This window comes from Parasalinivibrio latis (genome assembly GCF_036825535.1).
GTDB classification, from domain to species: Bacteria; Pseudomonadota; Gammaproteobacteria; order Enterobacterales; family Vibrionaceae; genus Parasalinivibrio; species Parasalinivibrio latis.
Window position 1 is genome coordinate 357,438 of record NZ_CP098813.1, and the last position, 25,366, is coordinate 382,803.

General features: G+C 49.5%; 14 protein-coding genes. 7 read left to right on the plus strand and 7 right to left on the minus strand.

Annotated elements, in window-relative coordinates:
* Window positions 1-110: 110 nt before the first annotated feature.
* From NF212_RS18800 to NF212_RS18820, 5 genes are all read right to left on the minus strand, one after another.
* Window positions 111-5,981, minus strand: coding sequence for an NPCBM/NEW2 domain-containing protein (locus NF212_RS18800; protein ID WP_434362298.1), 5,871 nt, complete (start codon window positions 5,979-5,981; stop codon window positions 111-113).
* A 253-nt stretch (window positions 5,982-6,234) separates the two neighbouring features.
* Entirely contained in the window at window positions 6,235-7,224 is a 990-nt protein-coding gene (locus tag NF212_RS18805; RefSeq protein WP_434362299.1) for an aldo/keto reductase, read from the minus strand.
* A gap of 12 nt (window positions 7,225-7,236) precedes the next feature.
* Window positions 7,237-8,244 (minus strand): ABC transporter permease, encoded by a 1,008-nt coding sequence (locus NF212_RS18810; RefSeq protein ID WP_434362300.1) that lies wholly within the window; start codon window positions 8,242-8,244, stop codon window positions 7,237-7,239.
* 53 nt (window positions 8,245-8,297) lie between these two features.
* On the minus strand, window positions 8,298-9,824 hold the full coding sequence (locus tag NF212_RS18815) for a sugar ABC transporter ATP-binding protein (protein WP_434362301.1): 1,527 nt from the start codon (window positions 9,822-9,824) through the stop codon (window positions 8,298-8,300).
* 137 nt (window positions 9,825-9,961) lie between these two features.
* A complete protein-coding gene (locus tag NF212_RS18820; protein ID WP_434362302.1) occupies window positions 9,962-11,026 on the minus strand; it encodes a substrate-binding domain-containing protein in 1,065 nt (354 codons plus the stop codon).
* Window positions 11,027-11,511: 485 nt separating this feature from the next.
* On the opposite strand from NF212_RS18820, the gene NF212_RS18825 reads away from it, so the two are divergent.
* On the plus strand, window positions 11,512-12,903 hold the full coding sequence (locus tag NF212_RS18825) for an FAD-binding oxidoreductase (RefSeq protein ID WP_434362303.1): 1,392 nt from the start codon (window positions 11,512-11,514) through the stop codon (window positions 12,901-12,903).
* A 310-nt stretch (window positions 12,904-13,213) separates the two neighbouring features.
* On the opposite strand, the gene NF212_RS18830 is transcribed toward NF212_RS18825, so the two are convergent.
* Window positions 13,214-14,056: a class I fructose-bisphosphate aldolase gene (locus NF212_RS18830; RefSeq protein ID WP_434362305.1), complete on the minus strand. Its 843-nt coding sequence runs from the start codon at window positions 14,054-14,056 to the stop codon at window positions 13,214-13,216.
* A gap of 249 nt (window positions 14,057-14,305) precedes the next feature.
* Between NF212_RS18830 and NF212_RS18835 the strand changes: the two genes are divergently transcribed.
* From NF212_RS18835 to NF212_RS18845, 3 genes are all read left to right on the plus strand, one after another.
* Window positions 14,306-15,100: a DeoR/GlpR family DNA-binding transcription regulator gene (locus NF212_RS18835; RefSeq protein WP_434362306.1), complete on the plus strand. Its 795-nt coding sequence runs from the start codon at window positions 14,306-14,308 to the stop codon at window positions 15,098-15,100.
* 189 nt (window positions 15,101-15,289) lie between these two features.
* Window positions 15,290-16,936, plus strand: coding sequence for an FAD-dependent oxidoreductase (locus NF212_RS18840; protein WP_434362307.1), 1,647 nt, complete (start codon window positions 15,290-15,292; stop codon window positions 16,934-16,936).
* A 15-nt stretch (window positions 16,937-16,951) separates the two neighbouring features.
* Complete coding sequence (locus tag NF212_RS18845) at window positions 16,952-18,442, plus strand: FGGY-family carbohydrate kinase (RefSeq protein WP_434362309.1); 1,491 nt, start codon at window positions 16,952-16,954, stop codon at window positions 18,440-18,442.
* Between the two features lie 38 nt (window positions 18,443-18,480).
* Here the strand turns inward: NF212_RS18845 and NF212_RS18850 are convergent, their stop codons facing one another.
* Window positions 18,481-18,840: a winged helix-turn-helix transcriptional regulator gene (locus tag NF212_RS18850; RefSeq protein ID WP_434362310.1), complete on the minus strand. Its 360-nt coding sequence runs from the start codon at window positions 18,838-18,840 to the stop codon at window positions 18,481-18,483.
* Between the two features lie 117 nt (window positions 18,841-18,957).
* Between NF212_RS18850 and NF212_RS18855 the strand changes: the two genes are divergently transcribed.
* The 3 genes from NF212_RS18855 to NF212_RS18865 all read left to right on the plus strand — a co-directional run bounded on the left by NF212_RS18855 (window position 18,958) and on the right by NF212_RS18865 (window position 25,297).
* The gene (locus NF212_RS18855; protein ID WP_434362312.1) at window positions 18,958-19,953 is read left to right on the plus strand and encodes a zinc-dependent alcohol dehydrogenase family protein; all 996 of its coding nucleotides are present in this window, start codon (window positions 18,958-18,960) and stop codon (window positions 19,951-19,953) included.
* Window positions 19,954-19,973: 20 nt separating this feature from the next.
* Window positions 19,974-20,258 carry a putative quinol monooxygenase gene (locus tag NF212_RS18860; RefSeq protein ID WP_434362313.1) on the plus strand — a complete coding sequence of 95 codons (285 nt, stop codon included), beginning with the start codon at window positions 19,974-19,976 and terminating at the stop codon, window positions 20,256-20,258.
* Between the two features lie 425 nt (window positions 20,259-20,683).
* Window positions 20,684-25,297, plus strand: a complete 4,614-nt coding sequence (locus NF212_RS18865) for an NPCBM/NEW2 domain-containing protein (RefSeq protein WP_434362314.1) — start codon at window positions 20,684-20,686, stop codon at window positions 25,295-25,297.
* The last annotated feature ends 69 nt before the right edge of the window (window positions 25,298-25,366 follow it).

A 25,366-nucleotide genomic window follows, 5' to 3' on the forward strand; every position in this document is an offset into this window, starting at 1 on the left:
CGCAAAAAATGGGGGCCGATTGGTGGAGGCCCCCGAAATAGCAAGATTACCCAAGCACTTACTAAAACATGTCGAAACGGCGCTGCAAACGCAGCGCCAGACACGAAAAACTATTGAGCATGGCGGAACTTGGCGTCCGCCCAGTCAGCCCAGTCATATCCGTTACCATCACCCGCAGTCGTCGCTACAAGGCGTACTGAGGTATTGGCAGACGAGAGCGGAACAGTAGCAGTAACTGCAGCGTCGCTTCCCCGCAGCACACCACTGTCATATTGTTTGACACCGTCAACGAATATTTGAAAGACCACCGAACCGTTGTTTCCGGCACCGTCATCAATGCCGACAACGGAGCTGAACTGGTTAAAGTTCTGGCCGCTGATATCGTAAGTCACATCGGATTCCGCATGTGCTCCCAGCCCTTTAGGGTAAACCGTGCCGCCCACGGAGAGCGGTTGACCATCACCCAACGCTTGCTGGCCGACATTCATGTCTTTTTCCAGTGGCCCCCAGCCATTGGTGACGGCTGTTTCCGTCATATCGCTGGCATAGGTGTAAGACGCAGACGATGAGGCACTGACGCGGAATTTCGCATCTGCCCAGTCCGCCCAGTCATGCCCGATACCATCCCCGGCACCGGTAGCGACAAGGCGAACCGTTGAGGCACCGCTGGCAAGCGGGACAATCACATTGACGCCCGCGTCACTGCCGCGAAGTACACCACTGTCGAATTGTTTCACACCATCAACGAAGACCTGGAAGATCACTGAACCATTGTTGCCAGCTCCGTCATCAATACCCACCACAGCCCGGAACTGGTTGAAAGACTGCCCCGAGATGTCATAAGTAATATCTGACTCAGCATGCGCACCTAACCCTTTTGGATAGGTAGTTCCGCCGACAGAGAGTGGTTGCCCGTCACCGGCAGCCTGCTGACCAACGTTCATGTCCTTTTCAAGTGGCCCCCAGCCGTTGACGGCTGAGGTTTCTGACATGTCACTGGCATACACGAAGTTGTCAGTATTGACACGGAATTTTGCATCCGCCCAGTCTGTCCAGTCGTATCCGTTACCGTCTCCGGCATCGGTTGCCACAAGGCGTACTGTGCTGGCAGAGGAAGTAAGAGGTACCGCGACTTCCATGCCAGCATCGCTGCCCCGCAGAACGCCACTGTCAAACTTCTTCACGCCGTCAACAAATACCTGGAACACCGCTGAACCATTGTTTCCAGCGCCATCATCAATACCGACAACTGCGGTAAACAGATCGAGCGACTGTCCGGCAATGTTGTAGGTAATGCTGGAAGCGGCATGAGCCCCCAGTCCCTTGGCGTAAGGCTTACCACCAACGGACAGTGGGTTTCCGTCTCCAAGTTCACGCTGGCCAACATTCATGTCTTTTTCAAGAGGTCCCCAGCCATTGGTAACATTGGTTTCCTGCATGTCACTGGCATAAAGGTATTTCACCTCTTTCACCCTGAACTTGGCATCTGCCCAGTTGGCGTGATCATTCCCAATACCGTCTCCGGCACCACTGGCTTCAAGACGGACACTTTGGTTGGCAGTATCCAGCGGAATGTTAATTTGTACACCAGCGTCCGATCCACGGAGTGTTGCGCTCTCATACTGGAGTACATCGTCCACGTAGACCCGGAAGATCACAGAGCCGTTGTTTCCTGCCCCGTCATCAATACCAATCACTGCACTGAACTCATCGAAAGAGTAGGCGGAAATATCATAGGTAATTGAAGATTCGGCATGGGCCCCCAGCCCTTTCGGGTACTTGATGCTGCCAACGGACAGCGTGTTGCCGTCTCCCAACGCAGTCCAGCCAACACTCATGTCCTTCTCAAGTGGGCCCCAGCCATTGGTAACGTTTTCTTCAGCCAGGTCGCTGGCATAGATGTATGGTGCCGAAGGCAAGCGAAGTTTCACATCCCCCCAGTTGGCATGGTCGTGCCCGATTCCATCACCGGCATCATTCGCAACCAGTTTGAGTTCGGCAGCAGATGCATCGAGAGGAATGACTACATGCTGAATTGGGTCACTTCCACGAATAACGCCACTTTGGAACTTCAGGACACCATCAACCCAGACTTCAAAAATGACTGAGCCAGAAGATCCGGCACCATCATCAATGCCAATAAAGCTGCTGAACTGGTCATAGGGTTTACCGGAGATATCGATAACGATTTCAGAATTTGCATGGGCACCAAAGCCGGTTTCAAACTCCACACCATCAATACCCAGTACACCACCGTCGTTCTGGCCCTGTCCTCCGACACTCTGGTTGATCTCCACTGGTCCCCAACCGTTGGTTGAAGAGGTAATAACAAGATCTGCCGCGTAATCAAAATCCTGCTCAGCAGGTGCAGCAATAACCGGGCCTGCATATTCGATCTGCTTGAGGTAGGCAACCAACTGGTTACGCTCTGTTGCATTCGAAACGGCGTGGACACCCGGGGTTTGCAGTACGTCATCCAGCGATGCTGCCTGACCGTTATGGAAGTACGGAGCAGTATCAAACACCCCGATAAGCGTCGGTGTGTCGAACCCAACACCGGACAGCGGTGCCCCTATACCCTGGCCAGATGAAGCCTGCACAGTACCGACATCATGACGGCGTCCATCTGTGTAAATAGCTCCCGAGTGGCAGCTGTTACAGCCTTTGGAATCAAACAGTGACTGACCCTGCTGCGCACTGGCGGTCAGTGAACCGTTAGCATTACGATAAGGGCTTTTCGGGAATGTGGTCAGGCTCGATACATAAGCAGCGAGATTATCCAAATCGGTGCTGATACCTGCTTTAGGCGCGCCCAGCGGGCTTTCAACGTTTCCGAACAGTGCATCAGGAATAAAGCCACGACCGCCGAAACCAAACCTGATGTCGTTTTCGAAATCCTGGATTTCGTCGAAGTTCGCTGTCCAGTGAACATTGCCATGGCCAGTACCGGCGCGGCCTATCAGTGAAATGGTGTTACGTACCCCTTCACCACGGTCGGTAAAGTCCCAGTTGCGGCCATCAGAATCCCCGTCAGCGTGGCAGCTCGCGCATGAGAGGTAACCGTCTTTGGTCATACGCGGGTTTGACGCATCGTGGAAGATCTGTTTACCGGCCAGCACGCTTGATGACAGCTTTTCTGCCGCGACCACATCCACGTTTTTCTTGTGGACGATATCACCCTGATTCGCTTCAAAATCAGAGACGTCCCAGACACTCACACTACGCGAGAGGTAATTGTGGACAAACAGATGGTTACCGACCCGGACCATGCCATTTGGTGCAAGCCCGTGCCCACCAAGCTGCGACAAAGCGCTTCCGTTGTAGGCGTCTAACACCTCAATGTTGTTTTTGCCTTCCATCGCTGCATAGACGTAGTCCCCCAGCGGACTGAACACAACAGCCTTTGGCTGGGCGTTGTTATCGATATCCAGTTGTTTGGAAGGAACTTCCGTACGCGTTCCCATATCAATCTGCGAAAGAATGGCGCGTACTGTGGTTTCGAAGGTCAGGCCTTTGTTCGAATCAGACTCCTTGAAAGGCCCACGATCGACATTGGCTTTGTTAGACGGCACCCAGGCATTCAAGCCATCCGGGGATATCGTAATACTGTTGAGGTAATTAGGAATACCCCGGCTGCGATCCGGCCCATCTACCGTGGTGGTATCCTTGGCAAGACCGATGGTTCGGTTAACGGCCATGCTGGCGATATCAACTTCCACCACAACCGCTTGGTTTTGTGGAGATACAAACCGGGTCACCAAGGCAATATCTGAACTTGCATCAACTGCAATGCCTCGAGCCGAGTGGCCAACATTGGCCGTACCTGTGATATTGCGCGTTGCAGGATCAATCTTCAGCAGGTTCCCTGACGCATAAAGCGATACCAGTGCAGCAGAACCATCTGGCGTAAAGACGATGCCATTCGGGCGGGAGCCACGAGGCAGGTTCAGGATATGCCTTACAGCGCCGGTTTCAGCAGCCAGTACATGAATAGTATCGCTGCCTTCACTTACTGCCCAGACATCTCCGTTAGGTGCTACGGCAACCGCTCTTGGATTATCCCCAACGGCCCTTTCCCAGACTTTAGTGAACGGTGCATAAGCGTACATACCTGTCACTGTGTCGTTATCCGGGTTAACAACAAAGTTCCTGCCACTGTCACTGACAATCGTGGATGACGTTGTAGGCTTCACTGTAGTCACAGGATAGTGAACAGTAAGGCTTTGGCTTGCTGACGATATGAAACCGTTCTCCCTTACAGAAAGAATCGGTGTCCAGTGACCGGCAGTTGCATAAGTGTGGGAAACTGCTCCACTGGTACTGAATGGCGTTGGTGCAGAACCGTCACCAAAGTTCCATGAATACTCAACGGTGCCACCGAGTATTGATGATGCAGAGGCGTTCAGGTTTACAGTCTGGTTTACCTCTATACTGTTCGGGATGTTTGCCGTCACAGAGTGAGAAGCCACATTCCCTGTCGAGAAACTATAGCGGTATTCCGGCATCGGGTTACCGGCAAAATCCTTCACGCCGTCAACAACCACCTGGTAAATCTGGTTGGAAGCCAGTTGCTGATCCGGAGAAAAGTGGATAAACCCAAGGTTCACACTGTAAGTACCGTTCAGCGGCGTACTGCTGCCTGCAGGGATGACCTTAAAGGTTGTGCTGTTGACGGAATCCATCAGGACACTGTCAGACAAGGCCAGGCCGACGCGGGTCTTGGTTGAAACCTGTGTCTCATCGTTCGCAGGTAAAGTCCGGGTCACTTGTGGCGGGTTGGTATCCTGCCCTTCGTCATGGGCCCAAAATCCACTGCCGCTACCGTGGTCATTGCCCACCCAAAGCATATTACCGAACGGGAAAACCTGACCGTGGTCGGTATCCTGCCCTGCTGCATTCAGGCTTCCTGAGCCCAGGTTGACGTAGTTCTGTTTATTGGAAACATCGAGTACCGCAACGTCTTCCTGGTTACCCAGGAACAGCTTGTTATCCTGGCCGTTACAGTAAAGGTTCACATAACCGTTATGCTGGTCATTGACCAGTGTCATCGGGCTGGTCGTTGTATCGTAAGAAACCAGCTTGCTGGAAGACGAACGAGGCCCGAAGTGCGCGTACTTGCCGTCCCAGCAGCTTATGTAGAAGTTATAAGGAAGGTTATTGACCACTTTGGTCAACACTGGGTTGACAGGATCGTCAATATTGAGAATCGAGAAACCTCCCCGGTCTTCACGGCTTGCCAGGTGGAGTTCGTTACCGAGAGCCAGCACAGAACCAACGGTAAAACCGCCCAGATCAGAACGTGGAATTGTTTTAACTAGGACCGGGTTATCCACGTCAGAGGTATCGACAATAGAGATACCTGACGTGCCACGTGCTACGTACAAATACGGTGCCTGCCAGAACACATTCCAGGGAATATTGCTGTAACCGCCGAGAATGATGTTGGGAAAACCCAGCTTTGAACGCCGGACCGGATTGTTTACATCCGACCAGTCCCAAATTTCAATACTGCGGGAGTTATGCGTAACGATAAGGTTGCCTTCAGAAAGGCCAAGAGAGTGGATTTCCGTGAAATCTTTTGTGCGCTGGCCGTCCCCCGTCCGGTGGGCATTGCTTCCATCCGGTTCGTAAACTTGATTTACTTTTATCGGGTTACGTGGGTCAGACGCATCCAACGCCAGCCAGCCGCCGGGGTTTTGTCCGTGATCAGGGGCAAATACACCAATGGCGTAACCATTCATCATGGTCATCATATTCAGGCCATAGTGTGCCCTGCCCGGGTAATCCGGCGGAATGAAACTTGTGGTGTCATCGATCAACGTAGACACCTGAGTAAACACTTCTCCTGATGCAAAGTTCGGGTTACCCAAACCCGGTCCTTGTGCAGCATTTACTCCAAAACTTAATGCCAAGGTTGTCACAACGAGGCGCCTGGCCCCATCGAACAAATACCGCTTTTGCCTTTGCTCTTGCTTATTCATGACATCTTCCTTTTGTCCTTTACTGTCGGCTACACACGTCAGGCCGACAGCAAGGAGCCTACCCGTGGGCGGACTCCCTCTTAGTTGGAGTTATTCGTGTGTTGTCCTTTCCCTGGCCAAGACGAAAGATGGGTATTAGGGTGAACGGCACCCTCACGGCCGGGGCAGTTATACTCTGCCCCTTGCCGGAAGCCGGGATACTGCCCGGTAAGTTATTGTTAGATTTCAAAAGCTGAAAACAGGTAGTGCATGCTTAAAACAGTGCACGAATGTCTGCCAGCATCGCCAGCGCATCCTCAGGTGAAACCTGTAGCTCCCCTGCTGCCGCATTTTGCGCCGCATGATGCGAAGTGCGTGCTCCGCAAAGCACAAAATCCACACCCGGCAGCATGTAAGATGCTGCGATGACCAGCTGAGCCATTGAGCAGTTGTATTTGTTTGTCAGTGATTGCCAACCAGCCAAAACCTCCAACACCTGCCGGCGCTTTTCCGGAACGAACCAAGGATTCCATGCGTCAACAGCGCGGATATCATTCGGGTCGAACTGGGTATCCATAGTGATTTTGCCTGACAGCAGCCCTTGCTCCAGAGTCTGGTACGCCAGCGTCGACATACCCAGTTCCTGGTTCAACTCGATGGTTGGGCGGGCTTCGTCTTCCCACAGCATGCTGTAGCGAATCTGGTTTGTCGCCATATGACCGCCAGAGCAGTATTGACGCGTCTCTTCTTCGGTCAGGTTGCTGATACCCAGTGCGCGTAACTTTCCTTCTTGCTGTAGTGACACCAGGCAGTCGAGGGTTTCTTCAATGGGGGTGTTCATGGGTGGAATTGCAGGCCAGTGAACCTGGTATAAGTCCAGGTAATCCGTACCCAACCGAGCAAGGCTCTCTTCCACTTCACGCCGGATACTTTGTGGCGTGAGGTTGCGCTTGAGGGTTTTTCCGTCTGTCGCAAAGTGCTCGACACCGTCCCAATCCCAGATCAGACCGCACTTGGTGGCAATAACCAGGTCATCACGGCGACCTTTGATCGCCTTGCCAATGACACGCTCTGACTCACCAAATCCATATCCGGGCGCAGTATCAATGAAATTCACACCGCCATCTATTGCGGCATGAATGGTATCAATAAGCTGTTTTTCTTCCGTGTCACCACCCCATACGGAGCCACCGCCAATACCCCAGGTGCCGAGGACAACCACAGAGGCTTCGATACCGGTGTTTCCAATTTCCCTGTACAACATGACACGCTCCCCTTACTTCTTGGATTGGATTACATGGTCAATGGCAATGGCCACCAGCAGGATCAAGCCCCGGATCAGTTCCTGCCAGTAGACAGGGACGTTCAGCAATATCAGCGATGACGAGACAATGGAAAGCAATGCAATACCCAAAATGGCACCCAGGATGGTCCCGGCACCGCCGTTCAGGCTTGCGCCACCGATGACGGCTGCTGCAATTACATTCAATTCAAGACCTATGCCAAAGGTTGGGGTTGCCCCGCCGAACTTGGCCATAAAGATGATCCCAGCAAGACCGGCCATCGCTGAACAAAGCACTGTGGTCCAGAACTTAATGCGGTCTGTGCGGATACCGGAATACACTGCGGCCTTTTCGTTGCTGCCTGTGTAATAGACGCGGCGGAAAACCATCAAATTCCGCAGCATGTAATCTGAAATGAAAATTACCGCGATGAAAATAATGACCGAAAAAGGTAGCCCAAAGACGTCCCCCTGCCCGATGAACTTGAATTCAGGTGGCAGGCTGTAAAGTGAAAGCGGTGAACCTTCTGTGATGACAAAGCAGAATCCCCGGGCGATACCGAGAAACGCAAGCGTCGTCATAAAATGGCTAAGGCCTATTTTGGTAACACACACACCCATTACACTGCCGATACCGGCACAGGCTGCAATGGCGACGAGGCTGGCTATCCAGGGATCCATTCCTAAAAGGAACAGCTTCCCGGCAATCACCATGGAAAGACACATTACCGCACCGACGGAAAGGTCGAACCCCCCGACAATTAACAGGATGGTCATCCCGACCACAACCAGGCCTTCTGTGGAGAAAGAAAGCAGCATGGCGCGCATGTTTGCCCAGGTAAGGAAGTAAGGGGAAGCAAAGCTCATCACCACAAACAGGATAAGGATGATGGCAACAAGGGTGGCTTCCCGAGCACCTGCAACTTTGGTAAACAGGGAAAGGATCCCTCCCTGTCCTTTTTGATCCGGCGTTTCCGCCTGTCCTACAAGTTCCGTCTTCATAGTTCTACCGCCGTTTAATCTTCTACACGTCTTGGTCTTTCAAATTTCAATGCTCAGCTGGCTTTCTTTTCCGGAGCGAGTGCAATCCCGGATGCCAGGTGGATAATGTTTTCTTCTGTCATCTCATCACCGGTCAGCTCACCGGAAATGGTGTTTTCATACATCACCATCACCCGGTCGCTGATACCGATTACTTCCGGCAACTCGGAAGAAATCACGATGACGCCCACGCCGCTGTTCGCCAGCTCCCTGAGCAAGGTATGAATTTCATGTTTTGCGCCCACATCAATACCCCGGGTAGGCTCATCCATAATGATGATCTTGGGGTTGATAGCGAGCATTCGCGCAATGGCCACCTTTTGCTGGTTACCACCACTGAGCTCCCCGACAAACTGGCCCACATCCCGGCATTTTACTTTCAGCTTTTTCGAGAGTATTTCTGCCTGCTGCTTCTCTTTTTTCCTGTCCAGCCGGCCAAAACGGTTGCAGACATTTTTCAGCCCCAGTACCGAAATGTTTTCCTGGATGGTCATCTCCAGGTACACACCTTCCCCTTTCCTGTCTTCGGAAAGGTAAATAATCCGGTTTTTCAGGCTGTCTTCGTACCGGTTCAATTTGACCTGTTTGCCGTCCAACAAAACAATTCCGTCTGATTTCGGCATCAGGCCGCAAAACGTTTGGATAAGTTCACTGCGTCCGGAGCCAATCAACCCGGCAATACCGAGGATTTCACCTTGGTGCAAATCAAAACTGATATTGGAAAATCGATGAGCGTCGCTGAGGTTTTGCACACTCAGCAGGGGCGTTCCGTTCGGGTCAACACTGTCATTCTTGGCCGGGTAAAGATCATCAATCTGGCGCCCAACCATGCTGTTCACCACATCTTCTGGCGTGATGTCTTTCACTTCGTGGGTACAAATCAGCTTCCCGTCCCGGAGCACCGTTACCCTGTCACATTGAGCAAAGATTTCAGCCATACGGTGACTGATATAAATAATACTGACGCCACGGGCTTTTAAGTCCTGAATAATTTCCGCCAGCGCCTCTGACTCCTTCTCTGTCAGCGCGGCTGTCGGCTCATCCAGAATCAATACATCACACTCATCGGAGAGTGCCTTGGCAATTTCGATAATTTGTTGGGTGGATATACCCAGCTTTTCGACTTTCGTTTTGGGGTCTACGTGCATCAGCTGGGAAAGAATTTCCTCTGCACGCTGGTTAATGTCTTCGTAGTCGATACACCAGTTCTCACCTTTTCTGGCACCAGACATAAAAACGTTTTCCGCTACGCTGACATCCGGGCAAAGGGCAATTTCCTGGTGGACAAAACTCACACCCAATGCCTTCGCTTTTCGCGGGCTCTCGACTGTCACTTCCTGGTTCTTAATTACGATAGAACCAGCATCCGGTTGGTAGATTCCGTTAATCACCTTCATCAAGGTGGATTTACCGGCTCCGTTCTCTCCGCAGAGAGCGTGAATTTCTCCTTTTCTCAGAGAAAAATTCACCTCAGACAAAGCGACTGTTGCACCAAACGTCTTGGTAATGTTCCGTAATTCAAGGATGTGATTTTCTGCCACAACAACACTCCTGCAACACTGCGTTTCCGGGCTAATTAATCCTTGTGCATAACCGGCTTATCTGTCGCCGTTTCTTCGCTATCCACATTCAAACAGACCCGGGACGAGACAGGCTCGCCCCGGTTTTTAAGCATTAATTACTCGTTTACACCTTTTGAACCACGGCGCTTCACATAGTCATCCCAGTAGAAGTAATCAGCATTTTCTTTGGTGATGATTGAGAAACCGTTATCTACGTATGGCACCTGCATCGGGTTTTGGCCGGTCGCTACGTGATCGTTCATTGGATCAATCAGGTCGGCATGCTTGGCAAGGAACAACAGGGTCATACCCATGAAGCCCTGGACACCCTGATTCGGGTTAAGGGCACCAAAAATCTCGTCGTTCTTGATCATGTCCAGCACTTTGGCGTTGATATCGCAGTTGAATACACGAATCTTGCCACCCAGCTCTTTGGTTGCCTGAGCGGCACCCATTGCAGAGTTTGCTTCCGGCATAAACACGGCGCCAAGGTTAGGGTTAGCCTGAGCCATGGTCAGAACCGCATTGTAAGCTTTGGTTGGATCCTGGTTGCTTGCTGCACGCGCCACCAGTTTCATGTCAGGCCATTTTTCTTCCATGCGGCCAATAAAGGCTGCAACACGCTTGTCATGGTTATCCTGGCCTGGGTTTTCCAGTATCGCGTACTCACCTTTGCCGCCCATATCTTCTGCAATCGCATCCGCTGCGAAAATACCTTCACGGGTATTGTCAGACGTGACATAAGCAGTACGTTCACTGTTAGGTGAATCCGCACCAAAGGTAACAACAGGGATACCCATCTTACGAGCACGGTTAATAGGCTCTACAAATGGGTCAGGATTGATTGGCGCTAACAAAATACCTGCCGGCTTGCGGGCCAGGATTTGTTCAAAGGATGCCAGCTGTTTGTTTACGTCGTATTCTGGTGTGCCGGTATAAACTGTTTTTACACCAAGCTTCTGACCAGCCTGTTTCATCATTTCGTATACAGGGAACCAGTACTCAACGCCGGAAACAAACACATTCATGTAGTAGGTTTCTTCCGCATCACCGACAAAACCAGCCTTGCTTTCTTCTTCTGCGACAGCACCAAAGGCGACACACGAACCAAGCAGCATGGCAGAGACTTGCTTGATAAGGCTTTTGGCGAAGCCCGGTTGGCCTTTTTTACGCATTACCATTACATCTCTCCTTAAACACTCTTCCGTCTTCCTTAATCAACTGCGTCCACGCTGTGACAGCGCTTGACCGAACAAATTGTTGCGGGTAGCAGTCTTGTAAGATGCAAATTTAATTAACATCGTGATAACAACAATAGATAGCTAAATGTCGTTTTACAAGCCCTTTTGTAGCATTACTTGCCAAAAACAATATGTAACCACACAAAGACACCAAAACAGCCCACACCACCACTTTTATACGTTTAAACAATATATACATCCAATAAAAGACCCATAAATAGACATTAAACACAAAGAGAGTGGCGCTTTTTGTCTTTTTATGGCCATTTGCAACAACGAAAAAGCAACAATAATTGAAAGTAAAGCTCCATAATGCTACATAATAAAACAACACCCTTTGGCTGAATGTCGTCATCCCCGTTAACAGGATGCCAACACAAACCACAAGCCGGGTGGTTAAGTCTAAAGAAAACGGAGTAGTAACTATGGAAAGCAACTTTGCGCAAATTCTTAATGAATTGGAGACCCGACAACCCGGAGGGCTGGAATACAACCTGGTATCCAGAAACGACATTGATCCTGAAGAGCATTGGCCGCGCCACTTTAAGCAGAGTGGCAAACCAGACACATTTTTAATGTTTAAACCTGCTAATGCTGAAGAGGTGTCCTACATCCTTAAACTGGCGAATGAACTTCGCTTTCAGGTTTCAGTGGTTGGCGGACGCTCAAATGTCGTGGGCAGTTTTGACGGTGGACCGACCGTTTACATTTCGACGGAAAAATTTAATGACATCGCTCCCCTTGAACGTGTCACAAGCCAGATCACGGTCGGCTCCGGTGTATACGGCGGTGATCTGCTGTCGACGCTCGAAAAGTGGGGGTTTGAACTTGGCCAGTACCCGCAGTCGCTGTTTATTTCAACCGTAGGTGGGTGGATAAACACCCGTGCAACAGGTTCAGTTTCCACTTACTACGGCGGTATCGAAGAAGCGGTAGTAGGTATCGAAGCCGTACTGGCTACCGGTGAAATCATCAAAGCAACCCCCAGTGCGCGCACACCGGGCGGCCTCGACCTTATCCGTATGCTGATTGGCTCTGAAGGCAGCATTGCTGTCATTACATCAGTCACACTGAAAGTTCACCGCAAGCTGTCTACCTCCATGACTTCCATGGCCTTTGACTCTTACCGGGATGCCGTTGACGCCCAGCGCCAGCTGGTTCAGGGTGGTTTCCCTGTTGGTTTGCTTCGCGCATATAACGTTGCAGAAACAAAGCACATCCTCCACTCATTGCCAAATGCTCCAAAGGGAGATTTTGCACTCCTGACTTTCTCCATGATTGCACCTGGAGAATCACTTTCAGCAGTGACCGGCGAAGCCCGCCGCAAGCTTTCTGCTCTGGGAGGCAGGATTATCACTGATGATGCCTCTGATGGCTGGTTTATCCACCGTTACCAGTGCGAGACCATGATGCGGGACCGAAATGTCACCAACGGTGAGATGTTTGACACCGTAGAGGTAACCCTGCCGTGGGATCGCGCTGCAGATTGCGCCCTTGCCCTGGAAGAGATTTTCGACCCGAAAATCACCAAGTTCTTTACCCATTTCTCCCACGCCTACCAGACCGGTGCATGTATGTACGCGCTCTTTTTCATCAATGAAAGCAATGATGATGAAGCGATGAAAGTATGGCGTTTCTGCCAGAATGAGATGGTGCGTGTTGTACGGGAGCATGGCGGCACACTGGCTCACCACCACGGTATCGGTGCAGAGCGCGCGGTCCAGTATATGGAATCCGACGTTGGTATGGTTCATAAACGTATCAAAGAAAGCCTCGACCCAAACAACGTGCTGTTTTGTCGCATGTTACTTGGATAAAGCAAGAACCACTCTCCAAAGCCCTGTGAACCCTCTTCGGAGGGTTTTTTTGTGTCGGTAATATCCGTACCAGTATTAAGCCCTTAAGCCACATCTTTGCTCTCTTGCCCAATAAGCATTCAAATCAACACGGTTCACATGCCAATTGAATTAAATCATTGGGCAGATATAGCGCGGGTGGAAATCACTCAGTTCAAGGTGCGAGTTGCAGGTACCAGTAGCATTCACACCAAAACGAGTTACACAAACAAAAAAGGCGCCCATACGGACGCCAACTATACCGAAGTATAACTTACCCAAACTTTACTGCTTACAGGTTGTAGCGTTTCACCGCTTCCGCTGCGCTTTCACCACGGCAAATCACATCAACGATGCCGCGAATAGCATCTCCCGGACGCTCGTGAAGATAAAGGTTACGACCAACAGCTACACCGGAACATCCGGCTGTCATCGCATGTTCAAGGCTGGCAAGGAACTCCAGGAAGTTACTGCGTGTCGCACCGCCCATCATCACTGTGGGGACCGGCGTGGCATCTACCACAGTCTTGAAGCTCTCTGGATCACCTGTGTATTCAACTTTGACAATGTCCGCACCGGCTTCTGCTGCCATACGCGCAGCAAGTGCAACAAATTCCGGACGGTTCTGGTCTCCGTTCGCTACATTTGTGCCTCGCGCCAACGGTTCACACAAAACGGGCAAACCGAAACGTTCCGCTTCCCTTACCAGAGTCCCAAGGCGGCGCATCTCAGCGACATCGTCCGCCGGGTTGCTTGACCCCAGAAAAACGTAATCATGTACCGCATCAGCACCTGCCGCTGCTGCCTGTTCTGCAGTAGCGATAAAGTCATGCTGTCCCTGAAAACCTTCATGACCCAGCAAATCCGGGTTACGCCACTTGTCCGTCCACCCTACAGACATAATGATCGCAGGGCCGTTTCTGTGACCCAGGAGGTCAGCATATTGTTTTATGTACCCCGGAGACAGCATTGCCCCCGTCAAACCGTTCTGCGACAAGGCAATAAGGTTTTTCCTGAAGTCCTCATCCGATGTAATGCCCGGCTGTGGCCCCAGATACATACTGTTGACCAGCGCAGCGAAAACCGCTTTGCCATTTTCAAACATCCGGTTGAGACGAATTGTTTTCCCTTCCATATACTCATATCCCTAATTACTGCTTATCTATACAAAAGCGACATCAACGTATAAAAATTCTTTCAGTGTTGCTTTATGTTTTATAATGTAGCTTTTTTATTCGACTTTCGCAATCTTTTGCTACAATTAATCAACATAACACACCGTAAAGTTATGCTAGAAAGCACATAAGCCGTCAACTTTACTTGAGAAAAAAAACATATTGTGATACTTCAATGTCAGGAACTCATTACACAAACAGGATAGTTTATGAACAGAGTCGAGATACTGGATGACACTCTGTTACCGGAGCAACGCCAAACAAAGATATTGCAAATACTGCGCAAGCAGGGAGTTGCAAAAAATGCACAACTCGCACGGCAATTTGGCGTCAATATCGCCACTATTCGACGCGATATCAGCGCATTCGAAAAACAGGGACTTGTCACGGTTGTATACGGTGGTGCCAAATTAAAAGGCGAAATTGCCGAAGATAATGAAGTCGCACTGGCCGAAAAGCAGACCATCCACCTGACTGCCAAGCAGACTATTGCCCGCAAAGCAGCGTCACTGATCAACGCAAACGACAGTATTGGCCTCAACGCAGGTAGTACCGTTCCTATGATCCTCGATTACCTGTCAGACGACGTGAACCACCTGTCTGTCACCACACTTGCTCTGAACATCGCAGAAAAAGCGGTACGCCTGCCCATCGTCGATCTCTTCGTACCCGGAGGCCATTACCGCAACACCTCACATGCCCTGTCTGGTACTGCAACGGAGCAGGCACTCGCGTCCATAAACCTCGACAAAGGTTTTTTTGGTGCTTCTGCCATTGACCTTCAGGCAGGCTGGACACACCCAGCGCATGCAGAAGTACCATCAAACCAGGTCATGCTCCAGCAGGCACGCAAGAAATACTTGGTTTGTGACTCCACGAAAATCGGGCATGTTAACTTCAGTAAAGTGTCTGACTTAACGATATTTGATGCCTTTATCGTCGATGATGATTTCCCGGAAGAGTACCGTCTCTGGGCTGAGGAACACGGAATTGAAATAATTTAATTCCGAGACATATTTATCTCCCCCCCAAGATATTAAACAGCCGGAGCCATCAAGCTCCGGCTTTTTTTATCCCTGAAGGCAAAACGACACAATGCGACATTTAGCTTTACGAAGTGACACAACCCTGCTATAACTTTTTAGTAACATTTATCTCAATTATAAGTCGCATTGCTTTACCAAGGAGGGAAAATGCAGTTCAAGGACAACAGCGAAGCCCAGCCGTACGATTTCCTAATCATAGGGGGAGGCATTTCTGGAGCCTCTCTGGCCCGCGAAGCTGTGTTGCGGGGATACTCGGTCGCACTGGTAGACAAGAATGACTTTTCAGCCGGGACCAGCAGCCGCTCGGGCAAGCTAATTCATGGCGGCGTCCGTTATCTGGAAACCATGGATTTAAAAGTTGTCCGGGAATCATGCCGGGAAAGAGAAACCCAGCTCCGTATCGCCCCGCACCTTGGTAACGTGCAACCTATTCTTTTTGTCTCCAATGACCAGGGGAAGTATCGCCCCTGGCAGCTTAGGATTGCCCTCTCTTTTTACGACTTCGTTTCCGGCAATCCCAATAACAGAAAGAGCCGAATTTTCAGCAAAAAGCAGCTTGAGGAAAAAGAGCCAAACCTCAACACCCGCGGTCTTTATGGTGCCGGGCTTTTCCACGACCTGGCTACAAATGATGCACGCCTGACTATCGACACCCTGAAAAGTGCGGTGCAGCAAGGCGCCGATGTCGCTAACTACACAGAAGTCACCGACCTGTTATACAGGGACGGGAAGGTATCCGGTGTTGTGGCAAAGACGCTTAAAACCGGAGAGTCTTTTTCCCTCCACGCCAAACATGTGATCAACGCCTGTGGGCCCGGTGTTGATGCCATCAGGTTAATGGATGATCCATCTGCCAGGCTGTTGATGAAGCCTTCCAAAGGGGTACACCTTGCTTTTCGTAGTGACAGGTTACCCATCAATAACGGGATTTTCATGCACGTTGGCAGCGACAATGGCCGAATGAACTGGGTGCTTCCCAAGCACAATGAAGGGTTTGTTTTCGCCGGCGCGACCGACACGTTTTTTGAAGGGGACATCGACAACCCCGGTATCACAGAGGCAGACATAGACCACGTACTGAAAGCCACAAACGAGATCATCCCGTCAGCAAACCTTACTCGAAAAGACATTCTCTCAGCATGGGCCGGGCTCCGTCCATTAGTGGATTCTGGCAGCGTATCGAATGCCAGCAAGGTATCCCGGCGCCACCTGGTAACTCACAGCCAGTCACAACTTTACACGCTGGCCGGCGGGAAACTCAGTACCTGTCGTCTGATGGCAGAAGAAACCATCGACTACGTGGAAAAACACGCCATGTTGCCAAAAACGTCTCCGCTGAGCCATATCACGCCGATTTCAGGGGGAGAAACCATCCCTGCGGAACAGTTGAACTCTCCCGGTTCATTTTCAGAAGAAGATCACGCCAGAATTTTTCGCGTATTCGGCAGCAACGCAACAGTCATTTCCGGAATGGCCCCATCTTCCACTGAAGCGTCCCGGATCGCACCTTCGGTCCCCCTGACCAAGGCAGAGTTGCGCTATATCCTTCGCAATGAATTCGTCACCCACCTGGCTGATTTGCTCATCAGACGCACAAACATCTTCTACAGCCTCCAAGATGGCGGCCTGTCGGAAATCAAAGCCATCGGCGAATTAGTGGCAAAGGAGCTCGGGTGGTCATCGCAAGAACTCCAGAATGAAATTACTGCATACCAAAAAGAAGTGACTGCAAACCGACATGTTGACGCCACCACAGAATTTCAAACCGGGCAGGAAGCCAAGATCGACGCTTAAAAAAGGACTGCACCTATGACGAAAAAACTGATTCTTACAATAGATTTGGGCTCAAGCGGCATGTTGTCTTCGGTTTTTGACACCGACGGCAAGCTGATTGGCGAACACAAAAGAGGTTACACTCCTGATACTGATGCCAACGGTAAAGCAACGTACGATATTGAGGCCATGCTTGATTATGTGGTTGCATCATTGAACGATTTGTTTGGTGACCGCGGGATAAACGCCAATGACGTGGCTATTGTCGGAGTTTCCGGCATGATGGGCGGAGTGGTTGGTGTGGACAAAAACGGCCGGGCTACTTTTCCCTATACCACCACATTGGATACCCGCTACATTCCGCATTACCTCGAAATGGTCGAGGCACACGGTCCGGAAATCCGGGAAATTGCCGGAACCTGGTACCCGACACTCGCCCCCAAGCTAAAGTGGATGCAAGCCCAGTCCCCGGAACGTTTTGCCAAGACCGTAAAAGTGGTACCGGTGACCAGTTTCTTTGCCGGAAGACTGACCGGTTTAAGCCCTGACCACTGGGCGATTGATAAATCACTGCTTTGGATGACCGGACTTTCCGATGCAAAAACCCAGTCATGGTCAGACACCCTTGTCCGCAAGTTGGATATCGACCCAGCTTTACTTCCTGACGTTGCAAACTCCGGAGATATCGTTGGAAACACCGGGACAGAAATTGCAAACCGAACCCCATTGCCCGAGGGTATTCCTGTTATCGCCGGCGTAGGGGATACGCCTGCAAGTATCGTTGGTGCCGGTGGTGTGGGTGAAGGTGTTGCGGTGGATGTTGCCGGAACCTACCCCATTTTCTCTGTTTCAACCGGGCAAGATGCCTATGCTCGCCTTGGCAAAACCGGTGAGGTATTTGGCTCATCAATGCCAGGCGTATGCCACCCATCAGTCTTTGTTAACGGCGGTGGCCTGACCCAAAAATGGATTGCAGATTTAATGTTTGGCGAAGCCGATAATCAGGTCAGCAACTACGAAAAACTTACCGGAGAGGCAGACAGTATATCCCCGGGTTCAGATGGTTTACTTTGCAATCCTCACTTTGGCGGCAGAGCCTGTCCACCGGATCCCAATGTCACATCCGGCAGTTTCGTTGGCTTGAATTGGGGGCATCGACGAGCTCATATGTACCGCGCTTTCCTTGAGTCTCTGGTATACGATTTGAGCCTGACCTTTGGCGAACTGACATCGGATATAGGATGTGAAATCAAAGAGCTTCGTGGTGTCAGCGGAATGGCAAACAATCCGCTCTGGAACCAGATGAAAGCAGACATCCTGAACGTCCCGTATCTGGAAATGGAGAACAAGGAGGCCACAGCGGTAGGTACAGCGGTTACTGCAGGTGTTTCAGCAGGCTTATTTGACGGCTTTGAAGAAGCCATTGCAAAAATGTGTAAGATAAAAAGAATGTATCAACCAAGGAATGATATTCATAAAGCCTATCAACCCTATGTGCAGGCATATAGGGAATTGATTAATTCTTAATATACATTCGAAAAAAGCCGGTTTGAAAACACTCCGGCTTATTCTCCATTTATTGTATTTATGTGTTTCATATGATTTGCACCCCACTCCTTCATTTCTACCAAAATAGGCTTCAATGACAATCCATAGTCAGTTAAACGATATTCCACCTTCGGTGGGACCTCAGGATAAACTTTTCTTTCAATCACGCCATCAGCTTCCAATTCCCTTAACTGACTCGTCAGCATTCTTTGTGTAATTGATTCAATCTTTGATTTCAATTGACCAAATCTGAGGACATCCGAATCTAATAAATGAAACAGTATGACGGGTTTCCACCTACCCCCTATTACAGATAAAGTTGCCTGCACGGAACATCCGTAAGGTTTAGAGTAAAAATCTTTTTCCCGATTTTTCATTCAACTATCTCCAATAGTATCCTTTTTAGCACTATAGCACTTATTTCTGCGTACTTTCCACATATATCCTTAATAGTTATTATGCCTATGAAGGACAATAATTAACAAGGAACAAAAATGAAAGCCTATATAGTGAATGAATACAGTGAAGCCGCAAATTTCCAACAAGCCAATATAGCAGAACCAAAGTTAAAACCTGGACATGTTTTAATTCAGGTAAAAGCCACCAGCTTAAACCCGGTTGATAATAAAATGCTGAGAGCAGATCTCGGTATCAATACTCCAACTCCTGCAGTGATGCATATGGATGTATCCGGTGTTGTTCTTGAGGTTGGTCAAGGAGTGACAAAATTTCGTAAAGGAGACAAAGTCTACGGTTGTGCCGGTGGGCTGATGGGTCCAGACGGACCAATTCAAGGAGCCCTGGCAGACGTTATGCTGGCAGACGCTGATCTGCTCGCCCATATGCCAGCAACTGCCAGTTTTGCGCAGGCTGCTGCCCTTCCATTAGTTACCATAACTGCGTGGGAATGTATTTACGATAAAGCCAATATTCAGGAAGGAGAACACATTCTTATTCATGCAGGTACCGGTGGCGTGGGACACATGGCTATTCAACTTGCCAAGTTGCGCGGCGCTACTGTATCTACAACTGTATCTGATGACATCAAAGCGAAGGTCGCCACACAGTTAGGTGCCGACAACATCATCAACTATAAAACTGAAACTGTAGACAGTTACGTTGCCAGACTTACTGATGGGAAAGGTTTCGACATAGTTTACGACACAGTAGGAGACGACAATATCGATCGTTCTCTCGAAGCGGTTAAAGTGTGGGGAGAAGTGGTTGCAGTTAACCCACGAATGCAAAACTTAAAACTCATGCACGCAAAGTCCCTGACTCTCCATTTTGTTTTGATGCTGCTCCCTTTGCTGACGGGAGAGAAACGAGCACACCATGGTCTCCTATTGTCTGAAGTGGCTCGATTCTTTGATCAAGGTGCGTTAAAACCGCTTATTCATGAAGTATTACCATTTAGTGAAGTTAACCGTGCACACCGAATATTAGAATTGAACAATCACATTGGAAAGATCGTATTAGAAAACAAGTAAGCTAAATACAGGGTGTAATTATGATTTATCTTATTGCGGACATTATCGCACATCCCGGAAAAGAAAAAGAGTTAGAAAAAAGTATCTTTACTGTAATGGCCCCTACCAGAAAAGAGCCAGGCTGTATTCAGTATGATTTGCATAAAGATGTTGAAAAACCAGGAAAGTACATTATGTACGAAATATGGGAGTCACAGAAAGCAATAGAACAACATATTGCGTCTGAACACGTAAAAACATTTCTAGACGAAGTAAATAATAACATCATGAAAGATTTAATTATCAATCGCTGCGAAAAACTTTAATTACCAATACTATTTAAATTTTAGATGCTGACCCTGATCCATTCGCATCTGCTTAGAAGCCCAATATTTTTCAAAGCAGAATGGAGGTCGAAATGAGTAGTACTGACACTCGAAAAAACAAATGGATGAAATTTTATTTCATCATGTGTTTATTTATTTTCTCGTCATCATCCTATTCCGGGCAAGGGCCCGGATTGGGTCAGATTCAATTTGCACAAAACGAGGTGTTCACACAGGTATCTCAACTCGTTGACAATAATGAACATGAATTTCTACCGAAGGATTATCCCGGACGTCTGAGGTATGGTACTAACGGCGTCACCATGTTAAATGGCTATATTATTGGTGTTTTTGCTCCCGATAGCGGGCAAATACCCGGTGGCTGGTTCGTTTTGGATTCATCAAACCCTCGGGATTTATCTTTGGTGAATCGGATTTACGAGCCAGATTTATTTACCGCAGATCGCTCCAGCGACAGGTTAAGGACAATAGATTTTTCTGAGGTTCATTCTTACGGTCTCAGCGGGGATTCTCTGGTTGCTATTCACAATGTGAGGGGCATTGAGATCTGGGATTGGTCTGACATTTTCAATCCTGTTCAGGTCAGTAAGCTCGCCTTGGACGACATTGTTCAGGCCGGATATGGGAATATTCCCTGGCACGTATCCTGGCAAGCACCCTACCTTTATGTAGCCCGGGGAACATCAGGCATTTCGATTGTAGACACCACAGACATTACAAACCCTGTGCACGTCAAGACCATCCCCACAAGCCAGCTCGGTGGGTTCTTGGTCGGGAAAGTGCGTGCTTTCGGGAACAAACTGCACATTTCCAGCCGTAACAACCGTGGTGGATTCTCTATTCTGAATATCGATGATCCGCTGAATCCAGTGTTAGAGAAAACCGTCCCTAATCTCCCGTTTGTGTATTACACCTCTTGCTGGGATGGTAAATATTCCTATTTTGGAGCCCGCGCGGCATCAGACAGCCTGATTGTGTACGACACGACGACTACGCCGATGTCATTGGTCAGTGACAAGGTTACAGGCTTCCTCAACACCTACTGTTCGCACCAGGACGAAAAACTCATCATGGGTAACCGGTTTGATGTCGGGACGTTGGACGTTGCTGACAAATCAAATATCCGTGAAATCGGACGAGGTGTATTGCAACTTGACCCTTCTATTACGCCGGATCACGGGCAATCCTATCCCTTTGGCAATCTGATTTGGGTGGGTAACGACCACGGTTCCGGCAGTGGCTTTATGGCTCACGAAGCTCAACCTGATACAAATCCACCGTCAGTTTTTTATACCTACCCTGAACAAGACAGCACTCGTGTACCCGTAACGGCACGTGTCGGCCTTGCCATGTCAGACAGCATCTTGCTGGAATCCGTCAACAATCAAACTTTTGTTGTAAAAGAGTTTCCAGGAGGACAGCAACTTAGCGGTACCTACAGTGTAAACAGAGCGTTTGTACATTTCAGCCCTGATCAGCCGCTCAAACAGAATTCGATTTATCAGGTCATCGCTTCAGGAATCAAAGATTTTTCCGGAAACCCGATGCCGGAATACCGTTTTAACTTTGCTACCGGCACTGTCTCCGGTCACGATGTATCGCTCACACAAAGCACTATGGTTGAGGTGGCACAACCTTTGGTTTTAAATGCCTCTGCGCAACCCATCCTGGGTGGTACGGTTGAATACTCCTGGGATTTTGGTGACGGCACTCCTTCAACACCGTTTTCTACCAATGGTCAAGTTCAGCATACCTATGCCAGCCCCGGTCACTGGCAACCTATCGTGACCATCCGAGAGAACCAGTTAACATCAACCGATTCTCTGGCTGTTACTGCCATTACTCCGGTAACGCCTACTCAACCCACTACTGCGTCTTCAATTATTTCGACAGGAAATCGCATCTACACAGCAAATGAAGACAATGGTTCTGTCACGGCATTTTCCGCTTATGCCCCGTTCAATAAGATTTGGGAATCCCCGGTCGGCAAAAAACCGAGAACACTGGCACGGGCACCTGACGGTCGGATATGGGTGGTCAACCAGGGTTCGGATTCCATCAGTATCCTCAACCCAACAAACGGACTTATCGTACAGACTGTATCACTGCCACGGGCATCTCAACCTTATGGTGTTGTATTCAGCCCAGATGAGAGCCATGCATTTGTTACGCTGCAATCTTCCGGCCGGCTCCTAAAAATGGATCCGCTTAGCGGAAGTATCCTGCAATCTCGCAATGTCGGTCACTCCGCGCGAGGAGTTGCCGTTGACAGCAATTCGGACACGGTTTTTGTCACCCGGTTTAAATCTCCTCAGGATCACGCCAGAGTTATTGCAGTAGACATTGATCTTTTCAGTTCCCAAGTCATTCGACTCGGCAAAGACACTATTACTGTTGATGGCCCGGACCGTTCGAGGGGGCTTCCGAATTATCTCAACAGTATTACCATCTCACCTGACGGGAACTGGGCTTGGGTGCCAGCTAACAAAGTAAATGTCGACCGCGGTCCATTCAACGAGAATGACCCAGACAGCAAACTTACATTTGACAGCACTGTCCGTGCCATCCTAAGTCCAATCAATCTCCAAACTAGGCGAGAAGCCTTTAACAAGCAAATTGATTTCGATAACGCTTCGCAACCCAAAGCAGCCGTATTTAGCCGTGCTGGGGACTATATCTACACTGCATTGGAAGGCAGCAACAGAATCGAAGTACGAGATGCCTACAACAATAACATCGCCTTGCAGCTCAATCGTACTGGTGATGCACCAATAGGTTTAGTCAGATCTGGAAAATTCCTGTTTGTTCACGGCTTTCTGTCACGCAGTGTCAAGGTTTTTGATGTCAGTGCATTTGAACAACCTGACAAAGGAGAAGTCGTAGAAGTTGCGAACCTGAAAACGGTCGAAACAGAAAAGATGAATGCTGCAGTTCTGGCTGGGAAACGTATTTTCCACAACGCGGAAGATGCGAGAATGGCAACTGACGGCTACCTATCATGCGCCAGTTGTCACGCTGACGGCGACTCTGATGGCCGTGTCTGGGATTTTACCGACCGTGGTGAAGGACTGCGAAATACATTGTCGTTACTTGGTCGTTCAGGCACAGGAAACGGCAACGTTCACTGGACAGCCAACTTCGATGAAATCCAGGATTTTGAGAATGATATTCGCCATGGATTTGGAGGAAGAGGCTTTCTACCCGATCAGATATTTGAAAATACCGAAAACCCTCTGGGCTCGCCCAAGTCTGGTCTGAGTTCAGAACTGGATAATCTGGCATTGTACGTTTCCAGCCTGAGTGAATACCCCGGCAGTTACAAAAGACGTCAGGACGGCTCACTAGGAGCTTATGCTCGTCGAGGAAAAGCATTGTTCGAATCCAAGGGCTGTAATAGCTGCCACAGCGGGCCAGCCTTTACCGACATGAAACGTCATGATGTAGGCACTATCCAACCATCTTCTGGCTTGGGAATTGGCCAATCTTTGTCAGGCAAGGGATTCAAAACACCAACGCTTATCGGGCTTATGGATTCAGCACCTTATTTCCACAATGGCCAGGCAGCAACACTGAATGCCGTACTTCAAACTGGAGGGGTTCACTATATTTCTGATTCTGCAGAACGACTAGATGTCGAGTCTTACCTCCAACAGATTGAGTATGAGGGTAACCCACTCCCAGAATCCACGGGCAGCGAGTTCATCTTTGTCAGTGATATAACGCCCGTTACCAGCAGCAATGGCTATGGACCGGTTGAATTTGACCAAAGCGTTGGAGGGACAGGAAGCAATGACGGTCGTCCCCTCACCATAGACGGACAAACGTTCACCAAGGGAATAGGTGCACATGCAGCCTCTGAAGTGACATATGACCTGACTGACCTCTATGTTGACCAATTCAGTTCTTATATTGGATTGGATGACGGAGCCGGAAACGGCGGCTCAGCAGTTTACGAGGTGCACCTGGATGGACAACGTGTCTATGTAAGCCCCGTATTGAGGGGGTCGGACAACTTACTGCACATCACCATTCCTATCTCACCACTGCATGCACAATTGAAACTGGTGACATTGCCAACCTCTGATGGCAAGGCCTTCGACCACACCAACTGGGGTGATGCAAAACTAAGGATTCAGCGTCATGTCTACCTTAGTGACTTGCCTGAAGTGTCATCCACCAATGGCTGGGGGCCTGTTGAAAAAGATCAGAGTGTCGGACAAAAACAGGCCAATGATGGCGGCATCATTACTATCAATGGAACCCAGTATTCCAAAGGCCTGGGAACGCACTCAACCTCAGAGATCACCTATGATCTTGCAGGTAAATATTACAGTGCATTCTCTGCCGTGATAGGTGTCGATGACAGTGCAGGAAACAGAGGTTCTGTTGTTTTTGAAGTGTACGTCGACAGCAAGCTTGTATATCAAAGCCCGGTGATGACCGGCAGGGATGATGGAACACCCGTGAACATTCCGCTCACTGATGTGAACACTGAACTTACATTGAAGGTTTTACCCACGTCGGATGGGGGTAGCTATGACCACGCCGACTGGGCGGATGCTAAGTTGCGCCAAAAGCCGTACGTATACGCCAGTGATATGCAGGAAATCTCATCGACCAACGGATGGGGACCGATAGAAAAAGACCAGAATGTCGGTCAAAAACAGCAAGGAGATGGCAGCCAAATCCGCATCGCTAACGTCGGGTATGAAAAAGGACTGGGTACACATTCGGTTTCTTCCATTACATACAATATCGATGGACTCAGCTTCAGATATTTTGAAGCAGTGATAGGAATTGATGACAGTGCAGGAAACCAAGGATCGGTGGTATTCAACGTAGTCGTTGATGGCACACGCCTTTACAGAAGTCAGGTGCTCCGAGGTACACACCAAGGGGTTCCAATTTCAGTACCGTTGTCCTCAGACTCCCGTCAGGTCGTTCTGGAAGTAGAAAATGCACAGGATGGGGGTGGGTTTGACCATGCCGACTGGGCGAACGCAAGATTTGTAAGATAACCAACCGTTTGCTCTTGCAACTGCCTTGATAAAGGCACCTTAGCCGTGAAGCTCTCCAACTTCACGGCT

Excerpts from the sequence above, each read along its gene's own strand:
- NF212_RS18855 (WP_434362312.1), top strand. The coding sequence starts at position 18,958 with ATGAAAGCCTATATAGTGAATGAATACAGTGAAGCCGCAAATTTCCAA.
- NF212_RS18860 (WP_434362313.1), top strand. The coding sequence starts at position 19,974 with ATGATTTATCTTATTGCGGACATTATCGCACATCCCGGAAAAGAAAAA.
- NF212_RS18830 (WP_434362305.1), bottom strand. The coding sequence starts at position 14,056 with ATGGAAGGGAAAACAATTCGTCTCAACCGGATGTTTGAAAATGGCAAA.
- NF212_RS18800 (WP_434362298.1), bottom strand. The coding sequence starts at position 5,981 with ATGAATAAGCAAGAGCAAAGGCAAAAGCGGTATTTGTTCGATGGGGCC.
- NF212_RS18820 (WP_434362302.1), bottom strand. The coding sequence starts at position 11,026 with ATGGTAATGCGTAAAAAAGGCCAACCGGGCTTCGCCAAAAGCCTTATC.
- NF212_RS18840 (WP_434362307.1), top strand. The coding sequence starts at position 15,290 with ATGCAGTTCAAGGACAACAGCGAAGCCCAGCCGTACGATTTCCTAATC.
- NF212_RS18850 (WP_434362310.1), bottom strand. The coding sequence starts at position 18,840 with ATGAAAAATCGGGAAAAAGATTTTTACTCTAAACCTTACGGATGTTCC.
- NF212_RS18805 (WP_434362299.1), bottom strand. The coding sequence starts at position 7,224 with ATGTTGTACAGGGAAATTGGAAACACCGGTATCGAAGCCTCTGTGGTT.
- NF212_RS18825 (WP_434362303.1), top strand. The coding sequence starts at position 11,512 with ATGGAAAGCAACTTTGCGCAAATTCTTAATGAATTGGAGACCCGACAA.
- NF212_RS18845 (WP_434362309.1), top strand. The coding sequence starts at position 16,952 with ATGACGAAAAAACTGATTCTTACAATAGATTTGGGCTCAAGCGGCATG.
- NF212_RS18835 (WP_434362306.1), top strand. The coding sequence starts at position 14,306 with ATGAACAGAGTCGAGATACTGGATGACACTCTGTTACCGGAGCAACGC.
- NF212_RS18810 (WP_434362300.1), bottom strand. The coding sequence starts at position 8,244 with ATGAAGACGGAACTTGTAGGACAGGCGGAAACGCCGGATCAAAAAGGA.